Source organism: Pedobacter sp. N23S346 (genome assembly GCF_048515415.1).
GTDB lineage: Bacteria > Bacteroidota > Bacteroidia > Sphingobacteriales > Sphingobacteriaceae > Pedobacter.
The window spans coordinates 211,159-236,031 of sequence record NZ_JBLYEE010000009.1; the positions used below are offsets into that span (position 1 = coordinate 211,159).

Sequence of the window (24,873 nt, forward strand, 5' to 3'; positions counted from 1 at the left end):
GTACTGAATTAAATTTACTGCGTAGCTTTCCCCTGCGCCACAGGTCAGCATGACGAATCGGGTTAGTGCATCCCTCGAGAAATCCATTTTGCAACGAATCGTCCTCCCGAACTTAATTCAGGATCTTACCTAGATAGGTACTGAATTAAATTTACTGCGTAGCTTTCCGCTGCGCCACAGGTCAGCATGACGAATTGGTTAATACATCCATAAGGAAATTCCTTTGCGACGAATCGTCCTCCTGAACTTGATTCAGGATCTTACCTGGATAGGTGCTGAACTAAATTTACTGCGTAGCTTTCCGCTGCGCTACAGGTCAGCATGACGAATTGGTTAGTGCATCCCTCGAGGAAATCTCTTTGCAACGAATCGTCCTCCTGAACCTGATTCACTGTTGTCCGGTAAAACTTTTTGAACAAATTTTTACCGGACAGCCTAATCACAAATGGCTGCAATATTCCTTAACCAAAAGAATATTTTGCAGGATATGGAAGCTATGAGCGGTTTAAAATATTAAAACCTCTGAAAATGATAGTTTTTTACCGGACAGCCGAATTAGTGCAAGATTTTTAGGAAACCTATAAAACAATGGGCTTACCTTTTAAAAATGAGATAAAAACAGCTTTTTTAGCTTGATTTAAAGGATTTAATGGATCGTTTAAACTTTAACCGGACAACAGTGAACCTGATTCAGGATCTTACCGAAGATATGTGCTGAACTAAATTTACTGCGTAGCTTTCCGCTGCGCTACAGGTCAGCATGACGAATTGGTTAGTGCATCCCTCGAGGAAATTCGTTTTGCGACGAATCGTCCTCCTGAACTTGATTCAGGATCTTACTTAGATAGGTGCTGAACTAAATTTACTGCGTAGCTTTCCGCTGCGCTACAGGTCAGCATAACGAATCGGTTAGTGCATCCTTCGAGAAATTCCTTTGCTACGACTCGTCCTCCTGAACTTGATTCAGGATCTTATCTGGATAGGTGCTGAACTAAATTTACTGCGTAGCTTTCCGCTGCGCTACAGGTCAGCATGACGGATCGGGTTAGTGCCTCCTTGCAATAACGAATTTACTTGACAAATCTTAATATAAATTAATGAATTTCTGTAACCTCATCCTTAACCAAACCCCATAGCAACTTTCTCACCTCTTTATAATCATTCAGGTAATACTTCGCTTCAGAAATGTTGTTTCCAACCTTGATTGTAAATGCATCATTAGGTAAGGCCCTGAAAATATCTTCATCGGTATGATCATCACCAAGTGCAAGAATAAAATCTGGTTGCTTGCCATAAAGCCAGTTCAGCGCAGCTTTACCTTTATTCACCTCCATATTTTTAAACTCGATCACTTTATTTCCAGGCATTAGTTGCAAGCCTTTGTCTGCGGCCAGAATTTTTAAATGACTCACAATCTCATTTGCTCTCAAGTCGCCTAATCCTTCTTCCGCCTTGCGGTAATGCCAAACTAAAGAATAACTTTTTTCTTCTATGAAAGATCCTGGTGTTCTATCTGTATAAGTTTCCAGAATTGATTTCATTTCTTGTTTCCATTGATCGGTTAAGAGCGGAAGGCAATTCCATTTGTCGCCATAAGCTTTTTGCCATGCACCATGTTCTGCAATTAGATCAACTTTTAAGTGTCCAAACCATTTCTCCAGCGTCTCATTTCTTCGTCCGCTGATAATAACTACTGTATTTGATGGGTCTGCTGTTAGTTTTGAAATCAAATTATAAAGTTCTTCATCAGGCGATGCATCATCGATGTTTCCGGCAAAATCTACAAGGGTTCCATCATAATCAAGGAACAATACCCTGTTTTGTGTGAGGTCATATTCTGCAGAGATTACTTCTTTAATGGAATGTACTGCGTGTTTCGTTAATAATGAGTTTTGAGAATCTTTCACTTCGTCTAGTCTTAAAATAAAATTATTAACCCAATGTTTAACATTGAATTTTTCTACAATGCCCCTCATGGCTTTCATGCGGGTTTGTTGTTCTGCTAACGGCATTTTGAGGGCCAAAACAATGGCCTCCATAATATCGCCTAAATTATTCGGGTTCACGATTACGGCATCTGTCAGCTCTTTTGATGCGCCGGCCATTTCGCTTAAAATAAGCACGCCATCGTTGCGATTTCTACTGGCCACATATTCCTTGCTTACTAAATTCATACCATCACGCATGGGCGTAACCAGGCAGATATCTGCAGTAGCGTAAAGTGCTGATAAAACTTCAATTGGAAAGGAACGGTAGAAATAGTTAACCGGAATCCAGTTAATGGAACGGTACCGGGCATTTAAATTACCAACAAACTGGTCAATTTGTTCTTTTAAATCCCTGTATTGCGGAACGGTATCTCTGGATGGCACAACAATCATATACAACTCTATTTTGCCGATATATTCTGGATGCGCCTGGAGCAGTAATTCTAATGCTTTTAAACGTTCCAGAATTCCTTTACTATAATCCAGGCGATCGATTGATAGAATTACTTTCATATCTTCTTTGCCTTTACGGAAGTATTCAATTTCCTTTTGAACTTCATCGTAGGCAGTTAGATTAGAAAATTTATCAAAATCAATTCCCATTGGGAAAGCTTCGACAACGATTTGCCTTTCGTTACTATTTAAAATATTGGCTGATGAATTTACAGGAAGTAATCTGGTTGCCGTGCTTAGAAAATGACGAACATCATCATAGGTATGGAAACCAATTAAATCTGCACCCAACATTCCGTTCAGTAATTCTTCCCGCCAAGGGATTAACCTGAATATTTCGTATGAAGGGAAGGGGATATGCTGGAAGAAACCGATGATAGATTGTGGTAATTTTTCACGTAAGATTCCGGATAAAAGTAAAAGTTGATAATCCTGAATCCATATTTTATCTTCTTTAGCAAGTACTTCGAATGCAGCTTTCGCAAATTTATCATTTACAGCTTTGTAGCAATCCCAATAGCTTTGTTCATAATGTGCGTAGGTAACGAGGTAGTGAAAAACGGGCCATAAAACTTCGTTTGAAAACCCTTCATAATATAAGTTAATTTCTTCCTGAGTGAGGAATACGGGGTAGAGATTGAGGGCGGAGAGTTTATCTATTACTTCTTGTTGTCTTTCTTCTGGCACTTCGATTCCGGGCCAGCCGATCCAGATGGAGTTGCCTGTTTTATAAACGTCTCCGAGGCCTGTAGCGAGTCCGCCTTCACTTGGGATGAAGGTATACTCGTTGTTTTCTTCAATGATTTTAACGGGTAGTCTGTTCGATATTATAACTGTTTTCATGCTTGTATTTGATGTATCCACATAAATAAAAGCACATAAAATTGATTTTGTTTGAATTTTAGGGGTAAAAAAACATTCAAATGATATAATAAAAATCCTTCATCGGTATTTTTTTACAACTTACATGTGTCTGAAATTTAATTTTTAAGCTGGTTTTTAGGCTAAAATCAGCGTCTTTTAAACATAGTTGAATAGCAATGAAAATGTTGTTTTTTCGTTTGGAACGGACACGACTTCAATACTTCCCCGATGCATTTTCATAATATTCCGACTGATAGTCAAACCAATGCCTGAACCATTTTTTCTGGTAGTATAAAAGGGTACAAAAATCTTTTCTAAATCTACCACTTCAATGCCTTTGCCGTTATCGGTAACATCGATATAGAGCTTAGTATTTTCCAATCGGTAACTTACGGTGATATGTGGGCTTTCCTTTTTTTCAACGGAATAAATACTGTTGGTAATCAGATTGATAAGTGCTTGTTCGATCAGTTTTAAATCGAGTTGGACGGTGATTTTGGAACTGGTTTGCTCGACCTCTAACACCACATTTTTAACCTTTGCGAAAGGTTGCATCAAAACCTTAATATGCCTCAAAATTTCGCCAATGGTGTGCGATTCGAGATTTGGAGTGGGTAACTCAGCAATAAGCCGGTAATCTTTAACGAAATCTAAAAGCCCCGCCGAACGGCGTTTAATGGTTTGTAAGGCTGTTTTCAAGTCTTCCATTTCATCCAGATCAAGATTTTCCTTGTCAGTTACCATGCTGTTTATCGTATCTGATAGTGAACTAATTGGCGTGATGGAATTTAAAATTTCATGCGAAATCACACCAATCAATCTATTCCAGGCTTCGGTTTCCTTTTGCTCAATTTCATCTTTAATATTTTGAAAACTGATGATGGTGTAGTTTTTTCCGTAGAGATTAAGCGGAATGACTTCGGTAGAAAGCTGGATAAACTTCTCGTGTATTTTCAATTCCAGGAAACGCTTTCCGCCATTCGGAATTTGATCAATCTCGTTAGCGAAAGTCGGCAAATGCTGCTTTAAACGATGCCAGTATTTGTAGGCTGGTACACCTAAAAGGTTGGAAGCCGCCTGATTGAAAAAAGCTATTTCCTGATGGTCGTTATCATTAACCGTCGCATTAATTACGATTACACCAACTGGAACCTGTTCTAGAATGGTTTTAATGAGCTGAAACATCGCTTCCTGCTCCAAACGAATTTGCTTATGCACTTGCAGAATTTCTCCAAACGATTCGTATAACTCGGGGAAACTTCCTTTGGTGGCCTTATTTTTAAAATTTAAGGTATGATCACGTGTTTTAACAGCCAGGATAAAGCGCTTAATATCAGAACGGATTTCATTGATATAGTAGTAAAGCGAAATGATTGTTCCGAAAAAAATCAAACCCACACCAATAATCGTAAACCAAAGCTGAGTGTTTTTGATGAGATAGAAGAGCAGATAACCAAGTAAATTGATGATCAGCAGCCGGAAGATTAAACGAAAAGTAAAGCGTTTGTAAAACATGTTTTGTAGGCTAAAAGACTAAAGCTAAAAGACCAAAGCGAAAGGCCAAAGGTAATACTCCTTTAGTCTTTAAGCTTTTTGCTTTCGGCTCAAATCCCAAATTTCTCAATTCTCCTGTATAAAGCTGCGCGGGTTAAACCCAATTCTGCTGCGGCTTTTGAAATATTTCCTTTGTGTTTATCGATGGCTTTTTGTACCATCATTTTCTCCATATCGCCAAGCGCCATTTCATCCGGAATTGAATTGTTTTGTGCAAAACGTTGCGGACTAAGTTGCAGGTCTTCTTCGGTAATTTCCCGTCCGTCGCTCATAATTACCGCTCTTTCCAATACATGCTGCAATTCCCTTACGTTTCCGGGCCATTTATAATTTAGAAGAATATCTTCAGCTTTATTGCTTAAACTTCGGTTTTCTTTATGATATTTTGTGCTAAAAACCTGCATAAAATAATTGGCTAAAAGCAAAATGTCTCTTCCGCGCTGGCGTAAGGGTGGTAATAAAAGCTCAACAGTATTAATCCGGAAAAGTAAATCCTGTCTGAATGTATTTTTCGCAACCATATCGTTCAAAGGCATATTTGTTGCCGTAATCAACCGGACATTCACTTTCCGCTCCTTGCTTTCTCCTAAACGGATCACTGTTCTGTTCTGCAAAACACTCAAAAGTTTCGCCTGGAGTGGTAAGGTCAGATTTCCAATCTCATCTAAAAAGATGGTCCCGCCATCGGCCAGTTCAAACCGCCCGGGTTTATCTTCTTTTGCATCAGTAAAGGCACCTTTAGCATAACCAAAAAGTTCACTTTCAAATAAATTTTCATTTAACGAACCTAAATCCACATGCATAAATACTTGATTTTTTCGCTGGGAGTTTCCATGGATTTCATAAGCAAAAACTTGTTTACCAGTTCCGTTCTCGCCCAAAATCAAAACATTTGCATCTGTTGGTGCTACTTTTATCAAAGTGTTTTGAAGCTGTTTAATACCTTCCGCCTGACCAACAATATTCTCGAAACCCCGGGTCATATCTTTTTGTAAAGAAGAATGAATCTTTTCGAGTTTTTTTACTTTTCTGTTCGATTCCCGCAACTTAGAAGCGGCAGAAATGGTGGCAAAAAGTTTTTCATTTTCCCATGGCTTTAAAATGAAATCTGTTGCGCCTTTTTTTATCGCCTTAACAGCCAATTCGACATTTCCAAAAGCTGTCATCAAAATAACGACGTAATCTTTATCAATTGATAAAATATGCTCCAGCCAATACAATCCCTCGCGTCCGTCGCTGGCACCTTTTTGGTAATTCATATCCAAAAGGATGATATCCACTTCGTTTTTGCTCAGTAAAACGTTAATTTCTTTTGGCGATTTGCAGGTAATTACTTGTTTTACCTGCTGCTTGAGGAACAATCTGGCACTCAATAGAATGTCGTCATCATCATCAATGATTAAAACTGTGGCGTCTAACCCCTCCGCCCCTAAAGGGGAACCTGAATTTCTATCGTTCATGTAAGTTGTATTATGTAAAGCGTAAAACCAACTCCTCCGCCCCTAAAGGGGAACTTGAATTTCTATCGTTCATGTAAGTTATATTATGTAAAGCGTAAAACCAACCCCTCTGCCCCTAAAGGGGAACCTGAATTTCTATCGTTCATGTAAGTTGTATTATGTAAAGCGTAAAACAAACCCCTCTGCTCCTAAAGGGGAACCTGAATTTTTATTATTCACCTTTATTTTTACACATGTTATAGCTCTCGCTATTCAACATCGCCTGTAAACTCCTCCTTTAGGGGGCTGGGGGGTAAATTTAACGAAACTGTCCGCTCGCGTACATAAACTGTTCGATAATGAACAGAATAAATTATGTAAAAATATTAAATAGCTGATTATTAGCTTTTTGATTACGTTTGTTTCTTCTGGCACAAGCTTGGTTATTAGAGAAACCGAACAGTACAACCAAACAATGGATAAGAAAATAGAGAAAAAGAGATTTAGCAAAAAAACCTTGATAATGATAGGTGGGGCAGTTGTTTTTATAGCAATTGTACTTTATGGCTATACTTTATCGCTAAAAAAAACATATAGTGCCGATGCTGAGAAATTAACCATTAGTAAGGTTCAATATGGAGATTTCGAAGATGTTGTTTTACTGAATGCCAGTGTTGTTCCATTAACATCGGTTATTGTGAGTTCGGCAGAGGGCGGTACTGTTGCAGAAATTTTTACCGAAAATGGCGCATCTGTTGTAAAAGGAACGCCCTTATTAAGGATCGCTAATTCTAACGCGATGTTGGGTTATACTTCGCAACAAACTGCTGCAACAGAGCAAATCAATCAGTTGCGTAAATCCAGGTTAGATTTAGAGCAAAATCAAAGAATCTTAAACCAGGATGTACTTGATGTTGAAAATAACCTTCGTACGGCTACCCGCCAATATAGATTAGACAGTACCTTATATATTAAGAAAGTAATTACGCTTCAGGAATTTAATAAGTCGGTTCAGGATTACGAATATTATCAAGGTAAGCTCCGTATTGTAAGACAAGCCATTAAACAGGAAAATCAAAGTCGAAAAATGCAGCTTTCCCAGATCGATCAATCGATGAATCAAATGAACGAAAGCTTGGAGATGATCCGTAAAAATATTGAAAACATGACGATTAAGGCACCGGTTTCAGGTAAATTATCTTCTTATGATCCGGTAACTGGTAAATCTTATAATTCAAATGAAATGATTGGTAAAATCGATGTTTTGCAAGGTTATAAATTGCAGGCAGGAGTTGATGAATACTACATTAATCGGGTTAAAGAGGGGCAAACGGCAAGTTGCGAATTTAATGGTAAAATTTACAATCTAACCGTGAGTAAAGTTATTCCAGAAGTTACGGCCGGTCAGTTTCAGGTAGAAATGGTATTTAAAGGACCATCGCCTGAGGGTTTACGTCGCGGTTTATCGCTGCAAACCAAATTGACTTTATCTGATAATAGTAAATCGTTGCTTTTGGCACAAGGCCAGTTTTTTCAGAGTACTGGCGGATCGTGGGTATTTGTGGTAAACAACGGGAAGGCAACCAAGAAAAATGTTAAAATTGGTCGGAAAAATTATCTGTATTATGAAATTCTAGATGGTTTGGCCAAAGGTGATGAAGTGATTACCTCTTCTTATGACCAGTTTAATCAGTATGATCAGGTGGAGATAAGTAAGTAGAGATGTAAAATGGATGAGTTGGGAGTTGGGAGTTTTTAAAAATAGGAATACAGTTAGGAAATATATTCAAGTCTTGATACCTGATACTAAATACTTGCTACTAAATAATTAATAAAAATATATTCAGGTCTTGATACTTGATACTAAATACTTGATACTAAAACGCTATGATCAAAATAGAAAATCTGGAAAAAGTTTATAAAACTGAAGAAGTAGAAACTACGGCACTTAATGGCATTAACCTTCATGTAAAAGAGGGAGAATTTGTATCCATCATGGGACCATCGGGCTGTGGGAAATCTACCTTATTAAATGTGATGGGTTTATTGGATAAGCCTGAAAGTGGCAGTTACAAATTTATTGATACTGAGCTTTTAACACTAAACGACAGAGAACGTTCCAATTTCAGAAAAAGAAATATGGGTTTCGTGTTCCAGAATTTCAATTTAATTGATGAATTAACGGTTTTTGAAAATATCGAACTACCATTAATTTATAATAAAATCCCATCGGAAGAGCGCAAAAAATTAGTTAACGAGATCATTGAAAGAATGAACATCGTAAACAGAAGCGGTCACTTTCCACAGCAACTTTCTGGCGGACAGCAACAGCGGGTGGCCGTAGCCAGGGCATTGGTGACCAAACCGAAACTGGTTTTGGCAGATGAGCCTACCGGGAACTTAGATAGTTCTCATGGTAACGAGGTAATGGAATTGCTTTGCGAGTTAAACGAAACCGGAACAACTATCGTGATGGTAACGCACTCTAGTCATGATGCCAGCTTTTCTAACAGAATCATCAACCTGAAAGATGGTCATGTAATTTCTGAGAAGATTAACAAAAGCAGAAATGAGGAATTAATATAGGCAGGAAGACAGAAGGTTTTGAGGTTGAAGGTTAAAATGCTCAAACCTTTCTATCCTTAACCTTCCCGCCTTCAACCTTATAAAATAGTTTTAGTTTAGTTAATGATAGCCAACCGAATCTTCCTGGATAGGAAGATTCGGATAAGGCGCTGTAAAGGATTAAGGAGCAAGGATTAAAGATTTAAGCCAAAAGACTAAAGCGGAAAGAATAATGATTAAAGACCAAAGCAGAAAGACTAAAAATTAGAGATTAAAGCAATTTGCCGGCGTCTTGATACCTGATACTAAATACTTGCCACTATATACTCACTACTCGATACTACGATATGTTCAAACTCAACTTAAAAATCGCTTTGCGAAACCTTTGGAGAAATAAAGGATTTACCTTGATAAATGTAGGTGGATTAGCTATTGGTTTAGCCAGCTGCATGATTTTGTTATTGTATGTAAGCTACGAGTGGAGTTACGACAAGCAATTTAACAATAACGAAAAAACATATGTTGTTTATCAAAGTGTAGTTGCAAATGGTAAAACTTTTAGCTGGGCATGGACACCAAATGTGATGGCGAAGGAAGTACAGGGAAAAATTCCAGGAGTTAAATATGCGTCACGTTCTACCTATCCCAGACAAAAGTTAATTACAGTTGGAGATAATAAGATAGGTAGCAAGTCTGTTTTTGCAGACCAAGCATTTATTAAAATATTAGATTATAAATTTATAAAAGGCAATCCTGCGCAGGTTTTAAAAAATGTTAATTCTATCATTCTTACCAAATCTTTCGCTGAAAAATTATTTGGCAATGAGGATCCTATTAATAAAACGGTCAAGTTAGAAAATCAAGATGTTTTAAAAGTTGAAGCAGTAATTGAGGATGTACCGGCAAATAGCAGCATACAATTTGATTGCATCATGCCCTGGGCAATGTTCGAGAAAACAGAACCTTGGGTTAAAGAGGGTAATTGGGGCAATAACATGTGTTTAACGCTTGTTCAGCTAAAGGATAATCGCTTTTTTTCTGAAGCAAGTGCTTCAATGGAAGGGATTTATAAACGCAACCAAAAAGATAATCTGGCGGTGAGTTTATTACATCCTTTAACCAAATGGCACTTGTACGGCGATTTCGAAAACGGCAGATCTATTGGTGGTAAAATAGATCAGTTAAAAATATTTCTGTTGCTAGCCTTTTGCATTCTATTGATTGCCTGTTTTAACTTCATGAATTTATCAACTGCCCGGTCTGAGCGCAGAGCCAAAGAGGTCGGTGTTCGGAAGGCTATCGGATCAACGCGTAAATCGCTGGTGAGTCAGTTTTTCTTAGAATCGCTGCTCATCACATTTATCGCCACTGTTTTTGCTTTTATTTTGGTTGAAGTAAGTTTGCCTTATTTTAACAATTTATTAAACATCGAATTACAAATTGATTATAGTAATATCAATTTTTGGGCTACACTGTTTGTTTTGATGACGGTTACCGGTTTAATAGCTGGGAGTTACCCTGCACTTTACCTCTCTTCTTTTGATCCGGTTAAGGTGCTAAAGGGTTTCAAGATCAAGACAGATTCATCAGTTTCTGTAAGAAAAGTATTGGTGGTAGGACAGTTTGTTTTTGCAGCTTCTTTAATTGTCTGTACTTCAGTGATTTATCAGCAATTAAATTTTGTTAAAAATAAACCAATTGGATACGACCAGCGTAACTTGATACAAATAGCAGTAGAGGGCAAAATGCGTGATGAAGGTAAATTAGAATTGCTTAAGTCGCAGTTAATTAAGTCTGGCGCAACAACCCACGTAACCTTTTTTAGTTCAGACGTTACTGAAGGTGGAAATAATACTACGGATATCCAGTGGGAGGGGAAAAATCCAAATGAAAATATATCGTTTAACCATCGGGGAATAGGTTATGATTTCATTCAGACTATGGGTACCGAGTTGATGATCGGCAGAGCGTTTTCTCCGAAATTCCCTAATGATAGTAATAGTATAATGCTGAATGAGGCTGCCGTAAAAATGATGGGATTAAAAGACCCTATCGGCAAAATTATAACTTTTTGGGGACACAAGCTCACTACAGTTGGTGTGGTAAAAGATTTTGTAGTGGAAAGTGCTTATCAAAAGGTAGCTCCAATGGTTTTTCATCTGATAAATAAGAATAATGCAAACGTAGTCATTGCTCGTTTAAACCCTGATCAGAACATTAGTTCCTCGTTAGCGAAAATTGATGAGTTGGTAAAAGAAGCAGAACCCAATTACCCTGTTAACCGCAAATTTGTTAATGAATCTTTCGAAGTAAAATTTCAGGATGAAAAGTTATTGGGAACACTTTCTAACTGGTTCGGTGGTTTCGCCATCTTTATTTCTTGTCTGGGATTATTAGGCCTGGCACTTTTTATGGCAGAGCAACGCAAAAAGGAAATCAGTATCAGGAAAGTTTTAGGTGCCAGTACAGGTAATATTCTTACGTTGCTGAACAAAGATTTTATCAAACTTGTAGCCATAGCAAATCTAATCGCATTTCCGTTAGCTTACATAATAATCAACAAATGGCTTTCTGCTTTCGAATACCGGGTTTCCATATCTGCATTGCCCTTTATTGCAGCAGGAGGGATATCAGTAATTATTGCAGTACTAACAGTAAGCATACAATCGATAAAAGTGGCGAAAGCGAATCCGGTTGATGCTTTGAAATATGAATAGAAACGAGTTACAAGTTGCGAGTTACCAGTTTAAAGTCTGGGCTCGTAACCTGTAACTTATAACCCATAACCCAAATATGTTCAAATTAAACCTGAAAATCGCTTTGCGAAACCTGTGGAAGAACAAAGGCTTCTCGTTAATAAATATTGGTGGCTTGGCTATAGGTTTAGCCAGTTGTATGCTTCTATTATTGTATGTATCCTACGAATTTGGGTTTGATAGGCAATTTAAGAATTACGACACCACTTATATTGCCCATACCAATATGACGGCCAATGGAAAAGTACACAGCTGGGCTTGGACTCCAGGTTTACTGGCACCAGAACTTAAAGAAAAATATGCAGGTATTGTAAATGCAGCTAGATCTTCTTATCCATTTGATCAATTAATTAGCTATAACGATAAAAAAATCAAAAATAGGGGTTTGTTTGCTGATCCATCTTTTCTTGATATACTGGATTATAAATTTATAAGTGGTAATGCGGTAACGCCACTTAAAGATATTAATAGCGTTATTTTAACTCAATCATTGGCAGAAAAATTATTTGCAGGCGAAAATCCTTTAGGTAAAATAGTAAAGCTGGATAATAAAGATGGATTAAAAGTTGAAGCGGTAATTGCTGATCTGCCAGTGAATAGCAGTATAAAATTCGATTATTTAATGCCATGGAAATTAAATGAAAAAAAACATGAATGGATAGCTAAGCAGGGATGGGGGAGTAATTTCTGTTTAACCCTGGTTCAACTTCAAAATAGTAGTTTATTGGATGGGGTAAATGCTAAAATTAAAAATATTTATAAAGGCCATGATAATGAAGTAAATACCAACGAATTGTTTTTGCATCCTTTATCAAAATGGCATTTATATAACGAATTCGAAAACGGGGTAACTATTGGTGGAAAAATAGATCAACTGAAGATTTTCTTGATGCTGGCAATTTGTATCCTTCTTATTGCTTGTGTTAACTTCATGAACCTTTCTACTGCACGATCAGAAAAAAGAGCCAAAGAAGTTGGTATTCGCAAAGCAATTGGATCTAGCAGGAAATCTTTAATAAGTCAGTTTATACTCGAAAGTACTTTACTATCTTTAATTGGAACCGTAGTTGCCTTCACCTTGGTTGAAATTAGCCTGCCTTACTTTAACACATTATTAGATATTAGTCTGATTATTCAATACAACGACTGGAGGTATTGGGCAACTTTAATTGGATTAATTTTATTTACTGGCTTATTAGCCGGTAGTTATCCTGCGTTTTACTTGTCATCTTTTGAACCAGTAAAAGTGCTTAAGGGCTTTAATCTTAGAGATGGATCAGCTATATCAGTAAGAAAAGTATTGGTTATCTCTCAATTTGTGTTCGCGGCAAGTTTAATTGTTTGCACTGCAGTTATCTATCAGCAATTAAACTACATTAAAAATAAACCAATAGGCTATAACCAGGGTAATTTAATACAAATGGCAGCTATAGGTGCTTTGACGAGTACTAAAAAAATCGACTTATTAAAAACGCAGTTAATCAAATCAGGTGCCGCCCAAAACGTTTCTTTGCTGAGTATGAATATTGATGAAGGTGGGAATAATACATCAGATATACACTGGCAGGGTAAAAATCCTAATGAAAAGGTATTGTTTAACCAAAGGGGAATAGGGTACGATTTTATAGCTACTACTGGTACAAAAATGATAGAAGGAAGAGAATTTGGTGTTAAATTTCCAGGTGATTCTAACAAGGTTTTGGTAAATGAAGCTGCTGTTAAAATAATGGGGCTGAAAAATCCGCTAGGTACTGTAATTGATTATGGAGATTCTAAAGCTACTATTATTGGCGTAATGAAAGATTTTGTTGCAGAATCTCCCTACCAAAAAGTAGCACCAATGATTTTTAATAAAATCTATCATGATGAAGGAGGTGTAATTTTAATTCGATTAAATGAAGCACAAAACATTAGTACTTCGCTTGCAAAAATAGATGCACTTGTGAAAATTATAAATCCAGATTATCCCGTAGATAGAAAGTTTGTCAGTGATTCTTTCGAAGAAAAATTCCAATCTGAAAAACTCTTAGGTACACTCTCTAACTGGTTTGGTGGCTTTGCAATTTTCATTTCCTGCCTGGGATTATTAGGCCTAGCCCTGTTTATGGCAGAACAACGTAAAAAGGAGATCAGCATCCGCAAAGTTCTGGGGGCGAGCACGGCAAATATCCTTACGCTGCTAAATAAAGACTTTATTAAGTTGGTAGCGATTGCAAATGCCATTGCTTTTCCATTGGCTTACATTATCATTAATAAATGGCTTTCTAAATATGAATACCGGATTGATATTTCAGCCCTGCCCTTCATGATAGCGATTACTTTATCTGTTTTGATCGCCATTTTAACCGTCAGCATTCAATCTGTTAAGGTGGCGAAGGCTAATCCGATTGATGCACTTAAATATGAATAAATAAAGGAAGGAAGGAAGAAGGTTTGAAGGTAGAGGGTTAGCACCCAAAGCCTTACCGCCTTTAGCCTTCCAACCCTCAACCTTAAAAATATGTTCAAACTCAACTTAAAAATCGCATTGCGAAACCTTTGGAAAAACCGGGGAATAACGGCCATTAATGTTGGTGGTTTGGCTATTGCTTTAGCTGCTTTTATTTTGGTGGCCATGTATTTTACTTATGAAACCAGCTTTGATCAGACAAATCCTCACTACGAGAATATTTATGTGGTTGGAAGGATAGAGCCTGATTTTAAAACCAATTATACCTCTCCGCCACTAGCAAAAGTGATTAAGCAAAACTTTCCTGAAGTCGAAAATGCAGGGATAACAAAGATAAACCGATCATGGGAGTTGGCCATTAAAAATGGCAAAAATGCCATTTTCACGAAAAATATTTTGCAGGCTGATTACAATGCCGCAGAAATTCTAGATATCAATCCTATAGGTGGGCTGATTAAGCCCTCGGGTGATGTGGAAAGATTGACTTATCTAAATGTTGAGAACATAAAAACGCTGTTTCCAGATAAGCAGGATAATAAACCCGAAATGGTTAGCTATGGATCTGCCAGTTCAGGGATAACCGGAACAATAGCCGGTGCGATCATTAATAATGAACATTCAAATTTTAGCTTCGACGGTGTATCTATAGGCAACGAGATTGGAAAAGGAGAAACCTACGGTTATAATAATTATAACACTTTCATCCAGGTAAAACCAGGAACTGATGTTGCAAACCTTCAGGAGAAAATTACCAATTTATACAGAGCTGAATTATTAAAGGGCGAAACCGATTTAAAGACAATCGATGAAATAAAGGGTATATCTATATTTTTAGATCCTTTAGCAAATCAGCATTTAAAGCCGAAAGCAGGTAATGACACACCATACAAAATATTAATTTCGCTCTCGGTTTTAGGTTTCTTAATTCTGGTAATTGCCTGTATCAATTTTACTAACCTCAGTATTGCTCAGGCCACCAAAAGAGCCAAAGAAGTAGGGATTAAAAAGGTGATGGGCGCTTATCGACTTCAGCTAACGGTTCAATTTCTAACTGAAATATTCGTTCAGTGTTTGGTTGCAACTGTTTTGGCAATGGTTTTTGCAGAATCGGCTTTACCATATTTTAACAATTTGTTTCAGGTAAACTTAACGCTATGGCATGTTGATAATAATTTATTCTGGCAATTGCCTTTGGTTTTATGCCTCATCACCATCATCGCCGGGATTTATCCTGCTTTAGTCCTATCTGGGTTTAAGCCAGCATTGGTTTTGAAAGGGAATTTTTCCACCAGTAAACAAAGTTCCTGGTTACGAAACGGATTATTAGTTTTTCAGTTCAGTATCGCCGTAATTTTCATTATTGGTTTGTTCATCATCAACTCACAATTGAAATATATGCGAAGTGAGGATCTAGGATTTACGGCCAATCAAGTCGTTTATGTTAAGAATATCGCTTATTTTAATGATCCTGCTAAATTTAAAACCATTAGAAAAAAAATCCTTAAAATTCCTGGAGTAAAATCTGCAACAGTAGCTACTGATGTACCTGATGGTTCTGGAAATGGATTGAATGGCTATACCTTTGAAGGTCAGCAGAAAAGCATTGATTTTGTTGATGTGGATTTCGACTATTTTGAAACCTTAAATATTAAGCTAAAAGACGGTCGGTTTTTCTCGCCAAAATTCAGCACAGATACCGGAAATGCTGCGGTGATTAATGAAAGTGCCGTTGCCAAATACGGCATGAAAAATCCTATAGGTAAAACAATTCGAGGTTGTGAAACCGATTATAAAATTGTTGGTATTGCTAAAGATTTTAAAGCCCAAGGATTTGAAAGCACCATTCAGCCTACAATTTATACCATTAAAAATCCTTGTGGCAATTCTAAAACACAAATCATGCTCAAAATTGAGGAAAGCAAAATGGCGGATGCCCTGGCTGCTTTGAAAGCACAGTGGTCTCAAATAAATCCTAAAGATGGTGAAGATTTCAGATATGAATTTTTAGATGATTTATATGGTAAACTCTTTAAAAAACAAGAGCAATTACAATCTGCATTTTTTGCAGCGGCATTATTAACCATTTTTATTGCCATCTTAGGTTTGTTTGCCTTCGCAAAATACATCACTAACGGTCGGATTAAAGAAATAGCTGTTCGCAAAATTTTAGGTGCAAGCGACATTCAAATCTTTAAATTAATAAACAGTTCATTCTTTATGATGGTACTTGTGGCAAATGTCATTTCATGGCCCGTGGCGTATATCCTAACTAAAAAATGGCTCGAAACCTTTGCTTATCGAATTGATTTGCCAGTTTTACCATTTATCAGCAGTGCATTGATTACGATTTTATTAACCGTTTTAACGGTGAGCATTCAGGCGAAAAAAGCAGTAAAAGCTAATCCTGTTGATGCTTTGAAATATGAATAAAAGGTTATGGAAGAGGTTAGATTGATTATAGGTTTAGGTGGTCCAAACTCCCAACAAATAACTTCCAACTTTAAAAGGTTAGATGGGGTATGGGGTTAGTAGCCTTAAACTTTAAAAGGGTATAGAAAGGGTTAGATGGGGTATAGGGTTAGAGCTTACAGCGTTCAACTATCTAAACTCATAACCTGCTCTACAGTCTTGATACTTGATACTAAATACTTGATACTAAACATGTTCAAATTAAACTTAAAAATCGCCCTTAGGAACCTTTGGAAAAACAAGGGATTCACTTTAATAAATATCGGCGGGTTAGCTATAGGCATGGCTTGCTGTTTAATGCTTTTATTATATGTTAACTATGAATGGAGTTATGATAAGCAATTTAAAAATCTGGATAAAATATATTTTGCCAAGTTAAAATTGAAATTCAATGGAGAGCTGGCCACGACAGGTGCTGTTCCTTATAAATTAGCCAAATCGGCTTTAGAAGAAATTCCGGGCATACAAGATGCCGCAAGATTATCCATCAATAATGGGCAGCAACTCTATAGCAATAAGGAGAATAAATTTAAACTTCATTCAATTTTTGTAGATAAATCCTTCATAAAAATACTTAGTTATAAATTTCTATATGGTAATTCGGCAACAGCCCTTGATGAGCCGGGTTCAGTAATCATCACCTCAACCACTGCCAAAAAGCTGTTTGGAAGTGAAAATGTAGTAGGGCAAAGTATTAAATGGGATAATCAGAGAACACTTAAAGTATCTGCTGTAGTAGAAGATCTTCCAAAAAATCAAACCATACAATTTGATGTTTTGCATCCCTGGGCTTTTTTAGAATACATAGAACCTGAAATTCCGGCAACAGGTTGGGGAAGTATAGATTGTGCTACAATATTCCAGCTGAAGGATAATGTTGTACTTAAAGATGTTAATGCAAGATTAAAGAATTTTATCGTAAATAAAAATCCACCAATGAAGGCTTATGTATACGAACCATTTCTTTTTCCTTTTAGTAAATCACATTTGTGGGATGAATTTAAAAATGGTGAAGTTGTTGGCGGAAAAATTGATGAGGTAAGATTATTTGCAATTCTCGGTCTTTGCGTTTTGCTTATTGCATGTATCAATTACATGAATTTATCTACGGCAAGGTCTGAAAAACGAGCCAGAGAAGTTGGCGTTAGAAAAGCATTGGGATCAGCAAGAAGTACACTTATTGGCCAGTTTCTTTTAGAATCTATTATTCTCTCTTTTGTGGCGGTGCTGATTGCATTTGTTTTGTTAGAAGTTTTTCTGCCATATTTTAATAACCTGCTTGATATTAAGATTTTTATCGACTACAGTTCCTCTACATTTTGGATTGTTTTAGTTAGCCTGGCGCTCCTAACGGGTTTTTTAGCCGGAAGTTACCCGGCATTTTATCTATCCTCATTTATTCCTGTAAAGGTGCTTAAAGGTTTTAAAGGAAGTTCGGGTTCACTCAGTATTCGGCGGGTATTAGTGATTTTGCAGTTTAGTCTTTCCATTTGCATGATTATTTCGGCAATTGTTGTGTATAGTCAAATCCAATATCTCAAAAATAAACCTTTGGGTTTCGATCAAAATAATATGGTTCAATTGGATATTGAAGGAGAATTGAAGAATCATTCCAGACTGGAAGCTTTTAAAAATAATCTGATCAAAAATGGAGCAGTAATATCTTCAACGGAGTTTGCGGGTAACTTCACTGGAGGGGGCTCAATTACAGGCGATTTAAGTTGGCCAGGTAAGGCCGCAGAAGATAATGCTATTATAAATTATAGAAGTACAGGCTTCGATTATACAAAGACCATTGGAACAAAAATTATTGCGGGGAGAGATTTATCAGCTAAATTCCCTGCAGATACTATTACCTCCGTATTATTAAATCAAACTGCTGTAAAGCGGATGAGCTTAAAGAAACCCGTTGGCACAATTCTTAAGTGGGGTGATAACCCACCATTAACAGTGGTAGGTGTAGTGCAAGATTATTTTAATGAAAGTTTGGGAAAGGTGGTTGAACCGACTATTTTTTATTATAATGTTAAAAAAAGTTCCGTTTTATTACTGCGACTAAACCCAAATCAATCACTAAGTAGTTCCATTCAGGCAATAAAGAAAATCGGTGAGCAATTTAATCCGGCCTATCCCCCTCAAATCACCTATGTTAATGATGGAATGAAAGAAAAACTGCAAAGTGAAAAATTGCTTAGCGTGCTTTCTAATATTTTCGGCGGTTTTGCCATTTTTATTTCCTGTCTGGGTTTATTAGGTTTAGCGCTTTACATGGCGGAACAGCGAAGTAAAGAAATTAGTATTAGGAAGGTTTTAGGTGCAAATTTATCGGATATTTTGGTGCTACTGAATAAAGATTTTATGAAGCTGGTTCTCATTTCGAATATTATTGCCATTCCGGCAGCTTATATTTTAGTCAGTAAATGGCTCGAAAAATATGATTATAAAATCACGATCAATCCGTGGCCTTTTGTAATTGCTCTTTTAACATCTATAATTATTGCTGTTTTAACCGTCAGTTTGCAAACTTTTAAAGTAGCCAAAGCCAACGCAGTAGATGCACTTAAATATGAATAAGAGGAGGGTTATGGAAGAGGTTTGATGGGGTATGGGTATAGGCGCCCAAACTCCTAACTATAAAAGGGTTATGGAAGAGGTTTGATGGATTATGGCCTTAACAGTGAACGATCTATCATCTAAACTCCTAAACCGGCTAACCTACTGTCCATCTTGATACTTGATACTAATACTTGATACTATTATACACTCACTACTATAAAACATGTTCAAATTAAACTTAAAAATCGCCCTGCGGAATCTTTGGAAATACAAAGGGTACACAGCCATTAATGTTTTTGGCTTATCCATTGGCTTAGCGAGTTGTATCCTCATTTTTATTTTTGTGCGGTATCAAATGAGCTTTGATCAGGATTATGACAATGGCAATCGAATTTATCGTGTCGTTTCCCAATGGAAATATAATGATGGGAATTTGTTTTATTCGCAAGGCGTACCACTGCCGTTAGCACCAGCTATGCGGAACGATTTTTCGCAATTCGATAAGGTTGCGGCAATACAGCAAAGCGGAGGTGTAGTTAAAGTTCGTGCACAAGCTGGTAAGCCAGAAATTAAAACTGAGGAAGATGTATATTATGCAGAACCATCATTTTTCGAAATTTTCGATTATAAATGGTTAGCCGGCAGTCCCAACCAATCCTTAACAGCACCTAATGCGGTAGTTTTATCAGAAAAAACTGCAAATACCTATTTTGGCGATTGGCGTAAAGCAGTTGGTAACAGCATTGATTTTGATAATAAAGGCCATTTTAAAGTAACAGGAGTCATTCAGGATAATCCTCAAAACAGTAGTTTTCCATTAACCATTGTTTTCAGTTATGCAAGTTATCAGAGCAGAAATAGCAAAAGCTGGGGGGCAGTATCTTCCGGTTCTGAATGCTATGTGTTGCTCAAAAAAGGGGAAACTATCGATCAGCTGCAGAAACCTTTAAATCAATTCATCCAAAAGTATTATACCGATAAAGGGCCAGGTAAGGAAAGTCATTCTTTTCAACCGTTAACTGAAATTCATCATGATGAGAATTATGGAAGTTTCGGCTCTAGTATTACGCCCTATAAGCAACTGGTTGGCATAAGTGTAATTGGTCTGTTTTTATTGTTAACTGCTTGCATTAATTTTATTAACCTGGCAACAGCCCAGGCGGTTAGCCGTTCAAAAGAAGTTGGTGTTCGTAAAGTAATGGGTGGCAGAAGAAAACAATTACTCTGGCAATTTTTAAGCGAAACCGCTTTGATCACCTTCATTGCCTTGTTATTTGCCTGTGTGTTAACCGAACTGGCGCTTCCCGGAATGGAAAGTTTGTTTGGTGCGAATATCTCATTTAGTCTTTTCGGTCACCCGGTTATTTTTCTCTTTTTATTTGTTTTACTGGTTTTAGTTAGCTTTCTGGCAGGATTGTATCCAGCTTTAATTATGTCTGGTTTTAGTCCTGCGCTAGCAATTAAAAATAAGGTTGCGGCAAATGCAGGTGGTGTTGGTTTACGCAAAACACTGGTTGTCGTTCAGTTTGCCATTACTGCCATTTTAATTATTGGCACACTTGTCGTTATTAAACAAATGAGCTTCATCCGAAATAAATCTTTAGGTTTTGATACCAGTGCCATTGCTTTACTAAGTATGCCTACAGATAGCTTAAGCAAGTTAAAGTATAATACTTTTAAAGAGATTATGCTAAAAACTCCTGGTATCAATAAAGTTAGCTTTTGTAGTGAAGGGCCTTCATCCAGTAATAATAATGAAACTAATTTTTCATACAACAGTTCGAAGGATGCTGATTTTCAGGTAAACGTTAAGATGGTTGATGAGGATTATGTTAAAACTTTTGGTTTACAGCTTATTGCAGGTAAGCTTTTACCAAAAAGCGATACTGCCAGCGCATATATTGTAAATGAAACGCTGCTTAAAAAGTTAAATGTAAGCAAGCCCGAAGAAGCGTTAGGCAAGATTATTAACCTTTCCGGCCATAGAGCCCCTGTTGCGGGTGTTGTTAAAGATTTTAATAATGCTTCCCTGCATGAAGCCATTTCGCCGATTATATTATTTTCGAGTAAAAATAATTACCACAGGTTAGCCATTAAGCTAGCATCGAAAGAAATGTTGCAAACTTTAAAAACCATAGAGCATACATTTAACAGCACCTTCCCGGATGATGTGTATACGGTCAAATTTATAGATGATCAAATTAAAAACTATTACCGCACCGAACAGGTAATGGGTACGCTTTTTAAGGTTTTTGCTGCCGTAGTCATATTTATATCGTTTATTGGCTTATTTGGTTTAATTTCTTTTGTAGCCACGCAAAGAACCAAAGAAATTGCCATTCGCAAGGTTTTAGGCGCAACAAATCTGGAGTTGATAAAAATGTTAAACAGTTCATTTCTATGGATGGTGCTAATTGCAAATATGGTAGCCTGGCCAGTGGCTTATATTTTTATTAAACAATGGTTATCCAGTTTCGAGTATCGGATTGATTTGAGTATCTGGCCGTTTGTGATTGCGATGTTTACCTCGTTGGCCATCACGCTGATTACCGTAACCATCAGGTCTTACCGGGCTGCGAAAGCCAATACGATTGATGCACTTAAATATGAATAGAGTGGAGGGTTATGGAAGAGGTTGGATAAAAGGGGGTATGGAAGAGGTTAGATGGGGTATGGGTTTAGGTGTCCAAACTCCTAGCTGATAACTCCCAACTTTAAGTGGGTTATGGAAGAGGTTAGATGGGTTATGGGTTTAGGTTCAAACTCTAAACTGATAACTCCCAACTTTAAGTGGGTTATAGAAGAGGTTAGATGGGTTATGGGTTTAGGCGTCCAAACTCCCAATTTATAACTCCCAACTTTAAGTAGGTTATGGAAGAGGTTAGATGGGTTATGGGTTTAGGTGTCCAAACTCCTAGCTGATAACTCCCAACTTTAAAAGGGTTATGGAAGAGGTTAGATGGGTTATGGGTTTAGGTTCAAACTCCTATCTAATAACTCCTTACTAACTAAGCCTCTAAGCTTAAAGTCTTGATACTTGATACTATATACTTGATACTATATACTTGATACTAAATACTCGATACTATAAAAAAAATGTTCAAACTCAACCTAAAAATCGCCTGGCGAAACTTGTGGAAAAATAAGGGCTATACCTTTATCAACGTAATGGGTCTATCCATCGGCATGGCCAGTTGCATCCTTATATTTTTATTTATCCGCTACCAGTTTAGCTTTGATGAAGGCATAAAAAATGAAGATCGTATATATAGGGTAGTTACCGATTGGAAGTATGATGCCTTTGATGATTACTCCGCTGGTGTTCCGATTCCGGTAGCCAAGGTTGCCAAAGAAGAAATCGTAGGATTAGAAAAAACAGCAGCAATTATAAAAAGGGGCACTATTATCAGGATAAAAGATGAAAGTGGAAAAGACGTTATCAAGGGCGATGAAGATGTTTATTATGCAGAGCCAGACTTCTTCCAGATTTTCGGCATCAATTGGACCATCGGTCATTCAAAGCAGGCATTGAATCAGCCCAATACGGTCGCTTTATCAGAAAAAATGGCGAAAAGATATTTTGGGAATTCAGAGGATGCAATAGGGAAAAGCATATTGATGGGGACCAAAACTTACTTGAAAGTTACAGGAGTATTCCATGATATGCCTGAAAATAGCAGTTTTCCTTTAAAAATTGTGATCAGTTACCAAACATTTCCTGATCGGAATGACGATTGTTGGGACTGTGTAAGCTCTGGGAATGAGTTTTATGTGTTACTAAAAAGTGGGTTAAAGGTTGAAGATATTGAAGGCTTATTAAGTAAGTTTAATATCATTCATTACAAGAATCAGCATATAGCAGGGAATCAACACCATAAACTTGAGGCTTTAAAAGACATTCACTTCAGCGAACTTTATGGTAATTTTTCGGAGAAGTGGATTAGTAAACGCGAAATTTATGGCCTAATCATTATTGGTTTATTTCTAATGATTACGGCTTGCATTAATTTTATCAATTTAAGCACAGCCCAAGCGATAACGCGAGCAAAGGAAGTTGGTGTTAGAAAGGTAATGGGAAGTATGCGCAAGCAGCTCATCATCCAGTTTTTAAGCGAAACATTTATGGTTACGCTCATAGCAATGCTTCTTGCATGTGTTTTAGCTGAATTATGCCTTCCTCAATTGCAAAATCTTTTTAAAGGTGCGCTCGTGTTAAGTCTGTTTCAGTACCCTGTCATTTTTATTTTCATGGGTATAATGGTTTTGTTTGTTGGTTTTCTAGCAGGTTTCTACCCATCAATGATCATGTCTGGTTTTAATCCTGCCTTGGCCATAAAGAATAAAGTAACACTAAATAATGGCGGACTCAGCCTTCGTAAAACATTAGTGATTGTGCAATTTGCTATAGCTATTATTTTAATTATAAGCACAATAGTGGTGGTAAAGCAGATGGACTATGTGCAAAAAAAATCACTTGGTTTTAATGCAAATGAAGTGGTAATGGTGAATGTGCCTACCGATAGTGTAAATTTAAATAAGCAGAGTACCTTCAAGGAACAGGTTTCGAAATTACCTGGAGTGCTGCAATTGAGCTTTTGTCAGGATCCACCATTATCTGGAAATGTAAATTCATCTGATTTTAAATTTAATGGAATTAAAAATAAAGATTTTGAAGTAAGAAGATTGAAAGCAGATGAAAATTTCTTTAATCTTTTCGATTTACAAATTATTGCTGGTAAGGTATTTGCCAAAAGCGATACTGCAAATGGTTATGTAGTAAATGAAACATTTCTGCGAAAAGTGCATATCAATAATCCGCTAGATGCAATCGGTAAAACGATCAATTCTAATGGGCAAGACATTCCAATTGTGGGCGTAGTTAAGGATTTTAATGATAAATCTTTAAAAGAAAGTATATCAGGCCTCACTATATCTGCAGGGAAAAATCAGTATTATCGGGCTGCTATAAAAATAGATGCCAATGAATTAATGGCTACCCGTAAACAAATCGAAGCATTGTGGAATAACATGTTTCCAAACTATATTTATTATTCCTTTTTTGTAAATGAAAGAATAAATGGATATTATGAAACCGAACAGATTACGGGCGTGCTGTTTAAAGTGTTTGCTGGCGTAATCATATTCATTTCTTTCATTGGTTTATTTGGATTGATGTCTTTCGTGGCCACACAACGTACTAAAGAAATGGCAATTAGAAAAGTATTGGGCGCAACTACATTTCAATCGGTGAAAATGCTGAATGGTTCTTTTTTATTGATGGTTTTTGTCGCCAATTTGGTTGCCTGGCCACTTGCCTATTTATTTGTAAATGGATGGTTAAATGGCTTTGCTTATAGAATGGAATTAAATGTGTGGCCATTTTTGTTGGCAATGTTGATATCGATGTTAATTACTGTAATTACAGTGAGTTTTCGATCGTTGAAAGCGGCAAAAGCAAATGCAATTGATGCTTTGAAATATGAATAGAGCAGAGGGTTATGGAAGAGGTTAGATAAAAGGGGGTATGGAAGAGGTGAGATGGGTTATTGGTTTAGGTGTTCAAACTCCCAACTTTAAAAGGGTTATGGAAGAGGTTAGATGGGTTATGGGTTTAGGCGTCCAAACTCCGAACTGATAACTCCTAACTTTAAGTGGGTTATGGAAGAGGTTAGATGGGTTATGGGTTTAGGCGTCCAAACTCCGAACTGATAACTCCTAACTTTAAGTGGGTTATGGAAGAGGTTAGATGGGTTATGGGTTTAGGCGTCCAAACTCCGAAC

General features: G+C 37.0%; 11 protein-coding genes. 8 read left to right on the plus strand and 3 right to left on the minus strand.

What is annotated here, in order from left to right:
- Window positions 1-1,094: 1,094 nt before the first annotated feature.
- The 3 genes from ACN1CD_RS16745 to ACN1CD_RS16755 all read right to left on the minus strand — a co-directional run bounded on the left by ACN1CD_RS16745 (window position 1,095) and on the right by ACN1CD_RS16755 (window position 6,319).
- Window positions 1,095-3,284 (minus strand): bifunctional alpha,alpha-trehalose-phosphate synthase (UDP-forming)/trehalose-phosphatase, encoded by a 2,190-nt coding sequence (locus ACN1CD_RS16745; protein ID WP_419131539.1) that lies wholly within the window; start codon window positions 3,282-3,284, stop codon window positions 1,095-1,097.
- A gap of 177 nt (window positions 3,285-3,461) precedes the next feature.
- Window positions 3,462-4,820, minus strand: coding sequence for a sensor histidine kinase (locus tag ACN1CD_RS16750; RefSeq protein ID WP_419131540.1), 1,359 nt, complete (start codon window positions 4,818-4,820; stop codon window positions 3,462-3,464).
- 89 nt (window positions 4,821-4,909) lie between these two features.
- Window positions 4,910-6,319 (minus strand): sigma-54-dependent transcriptional regulator, encoded by a 1,410-nt coding sequence (locus ACN1CD_RS16755; protein WP_419131541.1) that lies wholly within the window; start codon window positions 6,317-6,319, stop codon window positions 4,910-4,912.
- Window positions 6,320-6,773: 454 nt separating this feature from the next.
- Here ACN1CD_RS16755 and ACN1CD_RS16760 point away from each other — a divergent pair, with 454 nt between their 5' ends.
- The 8 genes from ACN1CD_RS16760 (at window position 6,774) to ACN1CD_RS16795 (ending at window position 24,580) form a co-directional block, all read left to right on the plus strand.
- A complete protein-coding gene (locus tag ACN1CD_RS16760) occupies window positions 6,774-8,018 on the plus strand; it encodes an efflux RND transporter periplasmic adaptor subunit (RefSeq protein ID WP_419131542.1) in 1,245 nt (414 codons plus the stop codon).
- Window positions 8,019-8,185: 167 nt separating this feature from the next.
- Window positions 8,186-8,884, plus strand: coding sequence for an ABC transporter ATP-binding protein (locus tag ACN1CD_RS16765; RefSeq protein WP_419131543.1), 699 nt, complete (start codon window positions 8,186-8,188; stop codon window positions 8,882-8,884).
- Window positions 8,885-9,210: 326 nt separating this feature from the next.
- On the plus strand, window positions 9,211-11,580 hold the full coding sequence (locus ACN1CD_RS16770; RefSeq protein WP_419131544.1) for an ABC transporter permease: 2,370 nt from the start codon (window positions 9,211-9,213) through the stop codon (window positions 11,578-11,580).
- Window positions 11,581-11,656: 76 nt separating this feature from the next.
- Window positions 11,657-14,029 (plus strand): FtsX-like permease family protein, encoded by a 2,373-nt coding sequence (locus ACN1CD_RS16775; RefSeq protein ID WP_419131545.1) that lies wholly within the window; start codon window positions 11,657-11,659, stop codon window positions 14,027-14,029.
- Window positions 14,030-14,119: 90 nt separating this feature from the next.
- Window positions 14,120-16,498: an FtsX-like permease family protein gene (locus tag ACN1CD_RS16780; protein ID WP_419131546.1), complete on the plus strand. Its 2,379-nt coding sequence runs from the start codon at window positions 14,120-14,122 to the stop codon at window positions 16,496-16,498.
- A gap of 231 nt (window positions 16,499-16,729) precedes the next feature.
- Window positions 16,730-19,111 carry an ABC transporter permease gene (locus ACN1CD_RS16785; RefSeq protein ID WP_419131547.1) on the plus strand — a complete coding sequence of 794 codons (2,382 nt, stop codon included), beginning with the start codon at window positions 16,730-16,732 and terminating at the stop codon, window positions 19,109-19,111.
- A gap of 205 nt (window positions 19,112-19,316) precedes the next feature.
- Window positions 19,317-21,707: an ABC transporter permease gene (locus ACN1CD_RS16790; RefSeq protein WP_419131548.1), complete on the plus strand. Its 2,391-nt coding sequence runs from the start codon at window positions 19,317-19,319 to the stop codon at window positions 21,705-21,707.
- Between the two features lie 482 nt (window positions 21,708-22,189).
- Entirely contained in the window at window positions 22,190-24,580 is a 2,391-nt protein-coding gene (locus ACN1CD_RS16795; protein ID WP_419131549.1) for an ABC transporter permease, read from the plus strand.
- Window positions 24,581-24,873 lie beyond the last annotated feature (293 nt).

Coding starts and splice junctions, on each gene's coding strand:
- ACN1CD_RS16745 (WP_419131539.1), bottom strand. CDS start 3,284: ATGAAAACAGTTATAATATCGAACAGACTACCCGTTAAAATCATTGAA.
- ACN1CD_RS16750 (WP_419131540.1), bottom strand. CDS start 4,820: ATGTTTTACAAACGCTTTACTTTTCGTTTAATCTTCCGGCTGCTGATC.
- ACN1CD_RS16755 (WP_419131541.1), bottom strand. CDS start 6,319: ATGAACGATAGAAATTCAGGTTCCCCTTTAGGGGCGGAGGGGTTAGAC.
- ACN1CD_RS16760 (WP_419131542.1), top strand. CDS start 6,774: ATGGATAAGAAAATAGAGAAAAAGAGATTTAGCAAAAAAACCTTGATA.
- ACN1CD_RS16765 (WP_419131543.1), top strand. CDS start 8,186: ATGATCAAAATAGAAAATCTGGAAAAAGTTTATAAAACTGAAGAAGTA.
- ACN1CD_RS16770 (WP_419131544.1), top strand. CDS start 9,211: ATGTTCAAACTCAACTTAAAAATCGCTTTGCGAAACCTTTGGAGAAAT.
- ACN1CD_RS16775 (WP_419131545.1), top strand. CDS start 11,657: ATGTTCAAATTAAACCTGAAAATCGCTTTGCGAAACCTGTGGAAGAAC.
- ACN1CD_RS16780 (WP_419131546.1), top strand. CDS start 14,120: ATGTTCAAACTCAACTTAAAAATCGCATTGCGAAACCTTTGGAAAAAC.
- ACN1CD_RS16785 (WP_419131547.1), top strand. CDS start 16,730: ATGTTCAAATTAAACTTAAAAATCGCCCTTAGGAACCTTTGGAAAAAC.
- ACN1CD_RS16790 (WP_419131548.1), top strand. CDS start 19,317: ATGTTCAAATTAAACTTAAAAATCGCCCTGCGGAATCTTTGGAAATAC.
- ACN1CD_RS16795 (WP_419131549.1), top strand. CDS start 22,190: ATGTTCAAACTCAACCTAAAAATCGCCTGGCGAAACTTGTGGAAAAAT.